The 12,021-nt window shown below is 73.2% G+C and carries 11 protein-coding genes, 1 tRNA gene and 2 pseudogenes; 6 read left to right on the forward strand and 8 right to left on the reverse strand.

The annotated features are described in order from the left end of the window. Positions 1 to 32: 32 nt before the first annotated feature. Positions 33 to 1,052: a Gfo/Idh/MocA family oxidoreductase gene (locus VKA29_RS14135; RefSeq protein ID WP_324785860.1), complete on the forward strand. Its 1,020-nt coding sequence runs from the start codon at positions 33 to 35 to the stop codon at positions 1,050 to 1,052. A 21-nt stretch (positions 1,053 to 1,073) separates the two neighbouring features. Here the strand turns inward: VKA29_RS14135 and VKA29_RS14140 are convergent, their stop codons facing one another. The 6 genes and pseudogenes from VKA29_RS14140 to VKA29_RS14165 all read right to left on the reverse strand — a co-directional run bounded on the left by VKA29_RS14140 (position 1,074) and on the right by VKA29_RS14165 (position 7,227). Then, the gene (locus VKA29_RS14140; protein WP_324785861.1) at positions 1,074 to 1,595 is read right to left on the reverse strand and encodes a GNAT family N-acetyltransferase; all 522 of its coding nucleotides are present in this window, start codon (positions 1,593 to 1,595) and stop codon (positions 1,074 to 1,076) included. An 11-nt stretch (positions 1,596 to 1,606) separates the two neighbouring features. Next, positions 1,607 to 2,667 (reverse strand): annotated as a pseudogene (locus VKA29_RS14145) (Gfo/Idh/MocA family protein). Beyond that, on the reverse strand, positions 2,664 to 4,025 hold the full coding sequence (locus VKA29_RS14150) for a protoporphyrinogen/coproporphyrinogen oxidase (protein WP_324785862.1): 1,362 nt from the start codon (positions 4,023 to 4,025) through the stop codon (positions 2,664 to 2,666). The pseudogene VKA29_RS14145 and the gene VKA29_RS14150 overlap by 4 nt, the downstream one beginning before the upstream one ends. A gap of 106 nt (positions 4,026 to 4,131) precedes the next feature. Further along, complete coding sequence (locus tag VKA29_RS14155; protein WP_324785863.1) at positions 4,132 to 5,136, reverse strand: Gfo/Idh/MocA family oxidoreductase; 1,005 nt, start codon at positions 5,134 to 5,136, stop codon at positions 4,132 to 4,134. A gap of 54 nt (positions 5,137 to 5,190) precedes the next feature. Then, a complete protein-coding gene (locus VKA29_RS14160; protein ID WP_324785864.1) occupies positions 5,191 to 5,967 on the reverse strand; it encodes an SDR family oxidoreductase in 777 nt (258 codons plus the stop codon). Positions 5,968 to 5,982: 15 nt separating this feature from the next. Beyond that, positions 5,983 to 7,227: a phytanoyl-CoA dioxygenase family protein gene (locus VKA29_RS14165; protein WP_420718491.1), complete on the reverse strand. Its 1,245-nt coding sequence runs from the start codon at positions 7,225 to 7,227 to the stop codon at positions 5,983 to 5,985. Positions 7,228 to 7,352: 125 nt separating this feature from the next. Here VKA29_RS14165 and VKA29_RS14170 point away from each other — a divergent pair, with 125 nt between their 5' ends. Beyond that, complete coding sequence (locus VKA29_RS14170) at positions 7,353 to 8,384, forward strand: LacI family DNA-binding transcriptional regulator (RefSeq protein ID WP_324785865.1); 1,032 nt, start codon at positions 7,353 to 7,355, stop codon at positions 8,382 to 8,384. A 9-nt stretch (positions 8,385 to 8,393) separates the two neighbouring features. Beyond that, positions 8,394 to 9,074: a poly-gamma-glutamate hydrolase family protein gene (locus VKA29_RS14175; RefSeq protein ID WP_324785866.1), complete on the forward strand. Its 681-nt coding sequence runs from the start codon at positions 8,394 to 8,396 to the stop codon at positions 9,072 to 9,074. Positions 9,075 to 9,100: 26 nt separating this feature from the next. On the opposite strand, the gene VKA29_RS14180 is transcribed toward VKA29_RS14175, so the two are convergent. Then, a complete protein-coding gene (locus VKA29_RS14180) occupies positions 9,101 to 9,445 on the reverse strand; it encodes a cupin domain-containing protein (protein WP_324785867.1) in 345 nt (114 codons plus the stop codon). A 142-nt stretch (positions 9,446 to 9,587) separates the two neighbouring features. On the opposite strand from VKA29_RS14180, the pseudogene VKA29_RS14185 reads away from it, so the two are divergent. The 3 genes and pseudogenes from VKA29_RS14185 to VKA29_RS14195 all read left to right on the forward strand — a co-directional run. Then, a pseudogene (locus VKA29_RS14185) lies at positions 9,588 to 9,836 on the forward strand (MFS transporter); the annotation flags it as partial. A gap of 260 nt (positions 9,837 to 10,096) precedes the next feature. After that, positions 10,097 to 10,170: transfer RNA gene (locus VKA29_RS14190), tRNA-Pro, on the forward strand. 476 nt (positions 10,171 to 10,646) lie between these two features. Then, entirely contained in the window at positions 10,647 to 11,126 is a 480-nt protein-coding gene (locus VKA29_RS14195; RefSeq protein WP_324785868.1) for a DUF6924 domain-containing protein, read from the forward strand. Between the two features lie 346 nt (positions 11,127 to 11,472). Here VKA29_RS14195 and VKA29_RS14200 read toward each other — a convergent pair whose 3' ends face one another. After that, complete coding sequence (locus VKA29_RS14200) at positions 11,473 to 12,000, reverse strand: hypothetical protein (RefSeq protein WP_324785869.1); 528 nt, start codon at positions 11,998 to 12,000, stop codon at positions 11,473 to 11,475. Between the last annotated feature and the right edge of the window lie 21 nt (positions 12,001 to 12,021).

A 12,021-nucleotide genomic window follows, 5' to 3' on the forward strand; every position in this document is an offset into this window, starting at 1 on the left:
CCGACCGCCCGACCGTCCGAAGGGGGACGACCATGGCTCAGCCCGGCACACTGCGCGTCGCCGTCGTCGGCACCGGCAGGATGGGCGCCGACCACGTCCGCCGGATCCAGCAGGTCACCAGTGGAGCCCGGGTGACCGCCGTCGTCGACGTCGACGCGGAACGCGCCGAGGCCGTCGCGGCCGGCGTCGACGGCTGCACCCCGTACACCGATCCGGCCGCCGCGATGGCGGCGGACGACGTCGACGCCGTGCTGATCGCCTCCCCGGGGCCCGCTCACGAGGCGGCGCTGCTGACGGCGTTCGCGCACGACCTGCCCGTGCTGTGCGAGAAGCCGCTCACCCCGGACGCCGCCTCCGCCCTGCGCGTGCTCGAAGCCGAGCAGTCCCTGGGCCGGCGCCGGGTCCAGGTCGGCTTCATGCGGCGCTACGACGCCGAGTACCTGAAACTCAAAGCCCTCCTGGACAGCGGCCAGTTGGGCCGGCCACTGCTGCTGCACCACCGGCACCGCAACGTCGCCTCCCCGCCCGGCTGGCGCAGCGAGATGCTCGTCAACGATTCGGTCGTGCACGAGATGGACGTCACGCGCTGGCTGCTCGGCCACGAGATCACGGCCGTGACGGTGCTGCGCCCGACGCCGTCCGCGAACGCCCCGGACGGGATGCAGGACCCGCAGTTCGTGGTGTTCGAGACCGACGGCGGCGCGGTCGTCGACGTGGAGATCTTCGTCAACTGCGGCTTCGGCTACCAGGTCCAGGCCGAGGCGGTCTGCGAACGCGGCACCGCCCGGATCGGCGACGGCCACGCCATGGTCACCAACATGGCGGGCCGCTGGGGCGGCACCATCGCCCAGGACTACCTCGACCGCTTCGCCGACGCCTACGACCGCGAGGTCCAGGCCTGGGTGGACGCCACCCGCCGCGGCGAGGTCACCGGCCCCGGCGCGTGGGACGGCTACGCCGCGGCGGCGGTCAGCGAGGCCGGCGTGCGCGCCCTGGACCAGGGCGGCCGGGCCGAGGTGGAACTCGTGGAGCGGCCGCCGCTGTACCGGTGACGCGCCGGCCGCCCCGGCGCGTCACCGGCCGGCGGTGAGGCCCGCGAGGGGGCGGGTGAAGACGACCCGTGGCCGGCCGGGACCGTTGTAGTCCTCCACGACCCGGACGTCGAAGCCCAGGCCGCGGTGGAAGGCGAGGGAGCCCTCGTTGCCCACCGTGGTGATCGCCTTCAGGCGGACGGCGCCCTGCTCACCCGCGGCCTCGGCGAAGGCCGCGTACAGGGCGCGGCCCAGCCCGGCGCCGCGGGCGTCGTCGCGGGTCGCGACCAGGTGCACGTACCCGGTGCCGTCCGGGGTGACGAAGCCGATCAGGTAGCCGAGGACGCCGTCGTCCGACCGGGCGACCAGACAGGTCCGCCCGAACTCGTGCACCAGCGGCAGCAGATGCAGCGCCCGCAGATCCCGTGCGCCCCAGTAGCGGGCGTGCTCGTCGAGGGCCTGCTGGATGTCGGTGACCTGCGCGGGAACGATCCGGGCGGCAGCCGCGCCGTCGGCCACGCGGTCGCCGGTCAAGCGGCTGCTGGTCACCTGGCCGTCGGACATGCGGCCATCGGTCACGCGGCCGTCGGGCATGCGGCCGTCGGTCGTGCGGCTGTCCGTCCGGTGTCCGTGCGCGGCCGGGGTGCGAAGCCCGCTGCCCGGTAGCAGTCGTCGATCAGCGTCATCGTCACCACCGCGTCGTCCGCGTCCAGCGGCAGCGGCACCCCGTCGCGTACCCGGGCGGCGAAGGCGTCCAGTTGGTAGGCGTACGACGACCGGGTGCCGAGCCGTTCCGTCCGCTCGCCGTCCGCGGTGCGTACCACGACCCGGTCGTCCCGGTGCGGCAGCACGAAGTTCGGGGCTGCCGCCTCACCGCGGCTGCCGACGATCCGGCAGCTCATCTCCAGCTCCCCGTAAGCCATGTGGCAGCGCGCGGAGGCGGTGGCCCCGCCGGGGAAGGCCAGTTCGGCGTCCAGCCACTCGTCGCCGCCGGGCGCGCCCCCGCGCTCGCCGCCGCGCGCGGAGACGAGCCGCGGCGCGCCGCCCGCCAGGGGCGCGAGCATCCGCGCGGCGTGCAGGGCGTAGCAGCCAAGGTCCATCAGGGCGCCACCGGCCAGCGGCAGCGACCAGCGCGGGTCGCCGTCCGGCGGGGCGGGCGTCGCGACCAGGGCCTCGAACCGCCGCAGCTCGCCCAGTTCGCCGCTCGCCAGGATCTCGTGCAGGCGGCGGGTGACCGGGTGGAAGAGGTAGTGGAAGCCCTCCAGGAACACCGTGCCGGCCTTCGCGGCGGCCCGCCGCACCTCGGCGGCCTCCTCGGCGTCGCTCGCCGACGGCTTCTCGGTCAGGACGTGCTTTCCGGCCGCGAGGGCGGCGAGGTTCCACGGCCCGTGCAGGCCGTTGGAAGGGGGTTGTGGACCACCTCGACCTCGGGGTCGGCGAGCAGGCCGGCGTACGAGCCGAGCACCCGCTCCACGCCGTGCTCCGCGGCGAAGGACGCGGCCCGGGCGCGGTCCCGGGCCGCCACCGCGACGAGGCGGTGGCCGCCGGCCCGGGCCGGACCGGCGAGCGCGCGCCCGGTGATCCGCGCGGCTCCCAGGATTCCGATGCGCAGGGGCTCCCGGTCCGGTCCGCTCATGCGGTGCGTTCCTCCTCGGTCGTGGCGGGAGTGTCCTCCCGCCGGGTCGGTGTGCCGTCCGCCGCCGGGAAACGGCGGCGGACGAGGTCCTGGGCGTGCGCGACGACGCACTCGACCAGCTCGAACGCGGGCAGGCCGCCGACATGGTACGTGCGCGTCCGGCCCTGCAGCGCCGCGAGCCGGTCCAGGGCGCCGGCCGCCAGGTCGTCGCCGCCGAAGTGCGGCATGAACGCCCACCGGCGCCGCAGGTGCACCCGCTCCAGCCGGCCGCCCAGCTCGGCGACGTCGTCCGGCAGCAGCGCGGCGACGTCCTCGGGACGGCCGTAGGAGTAGAAGGTCCGCACGTCGCTGCCGGGGTAGCGGTGGTGGTACGCCACGCAGTGGCCGGCCGTCTCGCGGGTCGCCGTGTGGCGGTCGAGGAAGTAGAAGGCGTCCTCCGGCAGGCCGGGGGCGGTGGCGAGGGTGGTGTGGTAGGCGTTGCTGCGTATCCGCGCGGCGAGGTCGCGTTCCTCGTCGGTGGCGTCCAGGACCGGCAGGATCCGGTCCAGGGGGACGGCGAGCACCAGGTCGTCGGCGTCCACCGGGGCCCCGTCGGTGTGCACCCGCACCCCGTCCGCGTGCCGCTCGACCGACCCGACCCGCACCCCGCAGCGCACGTCTTCCAGCCCCTCGGCGACGCGGGTCCACAGGGTGGCGAACCCGCCGACGACCGTGAACGTGCCCGGGTGGCCCAGCAGTTCCGGCCCCTCGGACAACAGCCCCGTCATCTCGGCGTACTTGACGAAATACAGCGCGGGCACGTCGTCGTCGAGGTGGCCGTAGCCGGCCGCCGTGTACCCGGTGCCGAACGATTCGGCCATGGACCGCAGGCGGTGCTCGTCGAGCCACCGTCCCACCGGAGCGGCGAGCGCCTTCGCGGAGTGGGCGAGCCCGGGTTCGGCGACGCGCGGGAACTCGCGCTCGCGCAGCGCCCGGTAGCGGGCGAACGCCTCGTCGCGCAGGAACGGCATCGTCTGCCGGCTCGCGGTGCGCTCCGCGACGTTCAGCACGCGGTAGCGGGTGGTGCGCTCCGTCTTGACGCCCAGCTCGGTCACCAACTCCGCCAACCGCTCGTACCGGTTGGTGCAGATGTGGCCGCCCAGGTCGTACGCCAGGCCGTCGACGTGCACGCTCCGGCACTTGCCGGCCACCTCGTCCCCCTCCTCCAGCACGGTCACCCGGTGTCCGGCGCGCTCCAGTTCCCGGGCGGCGGTCAGGCCTCCGGGACCCGCGCCGATCACGACCACACGGCGCCGGCCGGGGCCGGGTGACCCGTCGGGTAACAGGGCAGGTCGGTGGACGGCGTGGCCGCTGGTCATGGTCGTCGCTCCTCGGTCGGTGGTGCGCGGACGGTCTCGTGGCCGCCGTGCGGGCGGACCACAAGACCGTAGACGCACTCCGGGAGGGCGGCCACGCCGCCCGGCCTCAGCCGGCGCGAACCTCGGCGATCGTCACCGGCCGGTGCGCGTGCAGCGACAGGGTGCACGCCTCCGCGATCCAGCCGGCCTCCAGCGCGTCCGCGACGGTGCAGGGGGAGGTCCGGGTGCCGGCCACGACCTCGGTGAACGCGGTGAGTTCGGCGCGGTAGGCCTCGGTGAAGCGGTCCATGAAGAAGTCGTGCGGGGTGCCCGCGGGGAAGGCCGCGCCGGGCTCGACGGAACGCAGCGGCAGCTTGTCCTCCAGGCCGACGGCGATGGAGTCCGCGAAACCGTGGATCTCCATCCGGACGTCGTAACCCCGCCCGTTGTGGCGGGAGTTGGAGACCACGGCGATGGTTCCGTCGTCGAGGGTGAGGATCGCGCCGGTGGTGTCGGCGTCGCCCGCCTGCTTGATGTAGTCGGCGCCCCGGTTGCCGCCGACGGCGTACACCTCGGTCACCTCGCGGCCGGTCACCCAGCGGATGATGTCGAAGTCGTGCACCGAGCAGTCGCGGAAGATGCCGCCGGAGGCGGCGACGTACGCGGCCGGCGGCGGCGCCGGGTCCAGGGTGGTCGACCGCACGGTGTGCAGCGTGCCCAGCTCGCCGCTGTGCACGGCGGCCCGCGCCGCGACGAAACCGGCGTCGAAGCGGCGGTTGTAGCCGATCTGGATCGGCACGTCGGCGTCCTCGACGGCCTTGAGGACCTCCACGCCCTCGGCCATGGTCTTCGCGACGGGCTTCTCGCAGAAGACGGGCACACCGGCCTGGACGGCGGCCAGGATCAGGCCCGGGTGGGCGTCGGTCGCGGCGGCGATCACCACGCCGTCCACCCCGGCGGCCAGCACGGCCTCGGGGGAGTCCGCGACCTCGGCGCCGAACCGCTCGGCGGCGGACTTGGCGGCCTGGGTGAACGGGTCGGAGACGACGAGGGAGTCCACCGCGTCGAGTCCGGAGAGGGTCTCGGCGTGGAAGGCGCCGATGCGGCCGAGGCCGAGGATTCCGATGCGCATGGGGGTGTTGCTCCTTGGGTGCGGGTCGTTGCGGGGGGAGTCGGGCGGGGGAGGTCAGTCGAGACCGCCGAGCACGTTCTGGTCCCAGTCGATCACCGATCCGGTGACCACGCCCGACCGGTCCGACAGCAGGAGGACCACGAAGTCGGCGATCTCGTCCGGCTGGCCGAGCTTGCCCATCGGCAGCTTGGCGGCGGCCTCCTCGCGCCAGTCGTCCCCGGCGCCGTGGAACCTCTTCTGCGTCGCGTCCTCGCCCTCGGTCGCCGTCCAGCCGATGTTCAGGCCGTTGACGCGGATCCGGTCCCAGCGGTGGGCGTGCGCCGCGTTGCGGGTCAGGCCGATGAGACCGGCCTTGGCGGCGACGTACGGCGCGAGGAAGGGCTGCCCGCCGTGCGCCGAGGACGTGATGATGTTGACGATCGTGCCCGGCGCCCCGCGGCTCAGCATGTCCGCCACCGCCGCCTGCATCGCGAAGAACGGCGCCCTGAGATTGATCGCGATGTGCTGGTCGAACAGGGCGGGCGTGGTGTCCAGGAGCGTGCCCCGGGAGGTCAGGCCGGCGGAGTTGACCAGGCAGTCGACCCGGCCGTACACCGCCACCACGTCGCCGACGGCGGACCGCGCCTGCTCGGCGTCGGACAGGTCGGCCCGTACGAAGGTGGCCTTGCCGCCGGCGGTGGTCAGCTCGGTCACCAGTGCCTCGCCCGGTGCCGTGCGCCGCCCGGTCACGGCCACGACCGCGCCCTCGCGGACCGCGGCCCGCGCGACGGCGGCGCCGACGCCCTGACTGCCGCCGTTGACGAGGACGACCTTGTCGTCGAGAAGTCCCATGAGGGGCAGTTCCTTTCAGAGTTCCCGCGGTCGGCTTTCGCGCCGCTCGGCGCCGGCCCGCAGCGCGTCGCGCAGGGCCTGCGGGGTCCATGTCTCGCGCAGGGCGCGCCGTACGACGTCCGCCTGCGCGGGCGGGGCGAGGCCGTCGACGGGCGGATCGCTGTCGAGGTCGGTGGGGAAGGGGTAGCCCTCGGCGCTCGCCGCGATCACGTTCTCCAGCCACTCCTCCCCGGCGCCCTCCGCCCGGCGCCTGAGCAGCACCGGGAAGACGGCGTCGACGACGGCCTCGCGGTCGACGGTCTCCATCGCCCGGCCGAACGCGGAGGACACCTGCAGCAGGTTGGCGGTGCGCCGGACGTCCGCGGAGCGGTTGGCGCCGGCCGCGTGGAACAGCGCCGGGTTGAAGAAGACCGCGTCGCCCTTGGCGAGCGGGAGCTGGACGTGGTGGGCCTCGAAGTACTCCCGGAAGGCCGGCAGCCGCCAGGCCAGGTAGCCGGGCTCGTACTTCTGCGAGTGCGGCAGGTACATCGTCGGCCCGGACTCGACGGGCATGTCGCAGTGCGCGACCGCGCCCTGGAGGGTGAGGACGGGGGAGAGGGCGTGCACGTGCGCCGGGTAGCCGGCCGCCACCTCGCCGGAGAGGAAGCCCAGGTGGTAGTCGCGGTGCACGGTCTGCGCCGCGCCGCCCGGGTTGACCACGTTGACCTGCGAGGTGACCTGGTAGGCGGGGCCGAGCCAGGCGGTGGCGGCCAGCGCCAGCATGTCGTTGGCGTAGTAGTCGGCGAACGCCTCCGGGTCGTGGAGGGCCGCCTTCTCCAGCGCGTTCCACACCCGGTCGTTGGCGCCGGGGGCGGCGAAGTGGTCACCGGCCCGCGCGCCCGAGGCCCGCTGCTCGGCGACGAGGGCGTCGAAGACGGTGCTCAGCCGGTCGACGACGGCCGGGTCGGGGAAGGCGCCCTTGAGGACCACGATGCCGGGCCCGTCGGCGAGCGCGCGGACCAGCTCGGCCCGCACGCCGTCGAGGTCGGCGGCCCCGCGCAGCCGGTCGCTGTCGTAGACCAGGACGCCGCGCTGCACGGCGGAGGCGTACGGGTAGTCGGCCCGGTCGGTGGAGGTCTCGACGAGCGCGCGGAAGGCGTCGAGGTCGCAGTCCCGCTCGGACAGCCACACCCGGCGTCGCGCGGAGCGGGAGGACGTCGAGGACGCCAAGGACGTCGAGGACGCCAAGGACGCCAAGGACGCCTTGGATGTCGAGGACATCGGGAACATCGCGGACATCGTCGTCCCTTCAGGGGCGCGGAGCGACACGGCTCTGCCATTCTTGTCAGTACAAACCCCTCGAACAACCAGCAGGAAGCCATCAAAAACCCCTCAAGGAGCCGTCCGTGGGCCACCCCTTCCCCATCCGGGAGATCGCACGTCAGGCGGGCCTGAGCGAGGCCACGGTCGACCGGGTGCTCAACGGGCGCGGCGGCGTGCGGGAGAGCACCGCCCGCGAGGTCCGGCAGGCCATCGCCGACCTGGACCGGCAGCGCACCCAGGTCCGGCTGGTCGGCCGCACCTTCATGATCGACATAGTGATGCAGGCGCCGGAGCGGTTCTCCACCGCCGTGCGCGCCGCCCTGGAGACGGAACTGCCCTCCCTGCACCCGGCGGTCGTCCGCTCGCGCTTCCACTTCCGGGAGACCGGCCCGGCCGCGGAACTGACCCGCACGCTGGACCGCATCGCCCGGCGCGGCTCGCAGGGCGTGATCCTCAAGGCGCCGGACGTCCCGGAGGTCGCGGCCGCCGTCGGCCGGCTCGCCGACGCGGGCATCCCCGTGGTGACCCTGGTGACCGACCTGCCGGCGACCCCGCGGCTGGCCTACGTCGGCATCGACAACCGGGCGGCCGGCGCGACGGCGGCGTACCTCATGGGTCAGTGGCTGGGCGACCGCCCCGGCAACGTGCTCACCAGCCTCAGCAGTGGCTTCTTCCGCAACGAGGAGGAGCGCGAGATGGGCTTCCGCAGCGTGATGCGCACCCACCATCCCGACCGCGCGCTGGTGGAGATCGCCGAGGGGCAGGGCCTGGACACCACCCAGTACGACCTGGTGCGCGCCGCGCTGGAACGGGATCCGGGCATCCGCGGCGTCTACTCGATCGGCGGCGGCAACATCGCCACCCTGCGCGCCTTCGCGGACCTGGGCCGCGAGTGCGCGGTGTTCGTCGCGCACGACCTCGACCACGACAACACGCGCCTGCTGCGTGAGCACCGACTGTCCGCCGTCCTCCACCACGACCTGCGCCAGGACATGCGCGAGGCCTGCCACCTCGTGATGCGCTTCCACGGCGCGCTGCCGCCCGCGGGACCCACGCTGCCGTCCGCCACGCAGGTGGTGACGCCGTACAACATGCCCGCGCCGACGACGAGCTGAGGAGCCGTGATGACACAGCTGACCGGGGGTGGACAGACCGGGGGTGGACAGACCGGGGGTGGACGGGCAGGGGGTGGACAGACCGGGCGAGTCCGGACCGAGCGCGTCGAGATCGAGGGCGTCGCGTTCCTCGTCACGCTGACGCCGGGCAGCCGCGTCGGGCTGCTGGCGCTGCACGCCGCCAACGAAGGGGGTACGGCCGAACTCGCCGAGTCGCTGGCCGCGCGCTGCGGCGCCACCAGCCTCGTCTTCGGCCAGCCGGGGGCGCGGCGGCCGGTGCACATCCCGTCGCCGCGCATGGCCGTGGACCACTGCGCGCTGCTGCGGGACTTCCTCCGCCACGTCTCGGTGACGGTCTCGCTGCACGGCCACCTGCGCGCCGCGGCGCCGCGCACCGTCTTCCTCGGCGGCGGCAACCGGTCGGCGGCCCGGCTGCTCGCCTTCGCACTGCGCGCGCTGCGGCCGGAGTTCGAGACGGTCACCGATCTCGCGGAGATTCCGCGCGGGCTGCGCGGGCTGCACGCGCGGAACCCGGTGAACCTGACCCGCGGGGGCGGCGTCCAGGTGGAGCTGCCGCTGCTCGCCCGCACCCGGCGGCCGGATCGGCGGGCGGGAGCGCCGGACACCCCGCCGGAGGCGGTCGCCGACGCCCTTGCCGAGGGCGTGCGCCTGCTGTCCCGCAGAGTCTGACGCGTTTCCCGGAACCGACGTGGTCCTCAGAGGTTGATGGCGTACGCCTTGCGCAGCGTCTCGTGGACCGTCCAGGTCGTGCGGTCGCCCGCGCGCAGCACGGCCATGTCGCCGGGCCCGACCTCCAGCGTCGGGCCGCCCTCCACCTCCACGGTCGCCGACCCGCTGATCACGACGAACAGTTCGTCGGCCTCCGTGTCGGTGACGACCCCGGGGGTGATCTGCCAGATCCCGCGGATCTGCCGGCCGTCCTGCGACTCCCAGACGACCTTTCCGGTCACCTCCGGAGTCCCGGACACGATAGTTGCGGGGTCGAGGGGCTCGGGCTCGAGCTCGGCGTCGGGGATGTGGAGAGCGAAGCTGTGGGTCATGGGGCGACCCTAGCCACCGCCCCCGCCCGGCCGGTGCCGACAGAGTGTGGGGTCTCGGCCCCGCCCGCAGGACACTTCGTCACGACGGACGGGCACGCGAGCACGGGACCGGGCGTGTCGAGCGGATCCGCAACCGCGGCTCGTCGGGCTGCCCGCCACGGCCGAGAGGAAGACGGCCGCCGACCGCTTCGACGCCCTGGTGGGCCTGTTCCGCGGCGGCGAGTGGGTTCAGACTCTGCTGTACTGGTCGGCCTCCTTCGGCGGGCTGCTGCTCGTCCACGGCGTCGCCACCTGGCTGCCCACCCTGATGCGCGGCGAGGGCTACCGGCTCGGCTCGGCCCTGACCTTCGCGGTCGTCTTCAACCTCGGCGGCATCGTGGGCATGCTCATGGGCCGCTTGACGGTCTTCATCGGGCTGGCGGCGCTGCGCGGCTCCGCGAGCGGCGCGAAGGACGGCGCCGGCCAGGAACTGGCCGCCGCCCACTGAGCGCGCCTCCGGCCGGGGCCCGGCGTCACGGTGTGCGCCACGCGGACGGGCGGACCCGGGCCTCCGGCGGCCGCGGGCGTCGCCCGGGGACGGCTCGGTACGACCGCCCGTATGCGGTAGGGTTGACCTGCACGATCACGCGGCTTCGGCCGGGTGACGCGCGCCGGGACGTGGCGCAGCTTGGTAGCGCACTTGACTGGGGGTCAAGGGGTCGCAGGTTCAAATCCTGTCGTCCCGACGGCGCGAAGGGGCCTTCGCGAGCGGAAGCTCGCGGGGGCCCCTTTTCCGTCACCCCCGGCCTCACGCGACCCCGCACCCGCAATCAAGGAATGTTGCGACAAGCGTGTGACATGGTCAGTGACGGAAGTGGTTCCTCGGGCTCGAAGCGGTAGGCAAGTGCGTCCGGCGCCCAGCTCATGAGTTCGTCATAAAGCGCGCCGGCAATGGGGCCGTTGGTGGCTCGGCGTCATCGGCGTCACCCGCTTGCCCACGGCGCCCCGCGAAGGAGAGCGCGATGCCGGTCAGTAGCGCCGGGCCATTCGCGGTGGTCGCGCTGGATCGCGGCGTACAACTCGACCTTCGACATCTGCGGCACGACCAGGGCATGCCGTGAGCAACTGACTTCACGAACCCGTGAACAGAGCCACGGTGTCACAGCCGCGTGAAACAGTCAGGCCCCTGACCACAGCGGTCGAGCGAAGGAGGAAGGTACACGTGTTGCCGGAGATCGTCGGACGCGATGAATTCGCTGCTCTGATCATCAGAACCGACTACGACGACGAGGCGGCATGGCGGGCGGTGGTGGCCGAGGTCTCTCGGCCGTGGGGATCCGACGGCGACTATGAGGCCGATGTTCACCTGGTCGACGACCCGGCGTGGGCCGGGGCTACGCCTGAAGCGGTCCTCATCGCGTTGAGGCCGGACGACGAACTCGTCGTGGTCTTCGTCGCCGACAGCGCCACGATGCAGTCCGCCCACCACGCCCTTCTCGCCCTCGACCTTGCCCACGAGGACGAGGATCTCGATCCGATGTACTACCAGGAACTCATCGACTCTCCGCCGGTCCGTGAGTTTCGGACGACTCCGGCCGCTGTGCATGACGTGCACGGGAATCTCTCGATCGGGAACATGGACTTCGAGGAGTTCGCCCAGGAGGCGTTCACCGATCCCGAAGGTGTCCTTCGCCCCATATGAGATGAAGCCGCCAGCGGCTGACCGAGGGCATATGCTGCCGGGCTTCTCCTCTGCGTCGGTCAACTTCTCCATGCTTGTGGACCTCCTGCCCGGCTTCCGCGGCCTGTTGCCGGGCCTGCTGCAGGCGCTCCCGCGGGTGAGCCTGCCGCAGCGCCTCACCCGTCCGGGCCGAGGCACGCAACCAGCGCCTCGGCCTGGTCAGCCGTCACCGAGCCGGAGCGCATGATCATCATTGACACCGGCCTCGGCAGGGCACGTCGGCAGGTCACGCCGCTGCCGCGTCTTCCAGCGGGGCCGGTGCGGCGGTGAGAGCGACCGGTGGGGACTGATCCGCTGCCGCGCCCTGCTAGTGGCCGGCCGCGCGGGCCTCCTCGACGGCTGTCAGGAGCGGGATGACGATCTTCCGTAGGGTGCCCGGCTCCCGGTCCCGGGCCAGCAGCCGCAGTCTGAACTCCGGTGCCGCGACCCGCAGGAAGTCGAGGGGCGTGTTGGAGCGCAGGACCGGAACACGGTTGTAGGGGCTGGGTTGGTCCGCTCCGCGATCCTGGTAACCCCAGCGTGACGGTACGCAGCGGCGTGCCACCTCTCCGATGTAGCGCACCGCGCCGGTGGTGAAGCCGGCGTTGTGCCCGGCGGTGACGGCCGCCTCGTCCCGGAGTCGTCCGAGGGCGACCGGTTCCAGGGCGTCCAGGGAGTCGAGCGTGAAGTCGTAGGGGAATCCGGTGGGCAGGAAGTCCGTTCTCCAGCGGTCGAGTTCGGTGTCCATCGAGGACAGCCACGTGTCGAGGAACGCACGCGCGGGCTCGGTCATGTGCACGCGGTCCTCGGCCATCTGCGCCTCGGTGCGGTCGTCGTCCTCGCTCGTGCCTGTCACCCGATGACCCCTGTTCTTCCT

Origin of the sequence: Streptomyces sp. H51 (genome assembly GCF_035656535.1) — a bacterium.
Taxonomy (GTDB): domain Bacteria; phylum Actinomycetota; class Actinomycetes; order Streptomycetales; family Streptomycetaceae; genus Streptomyces.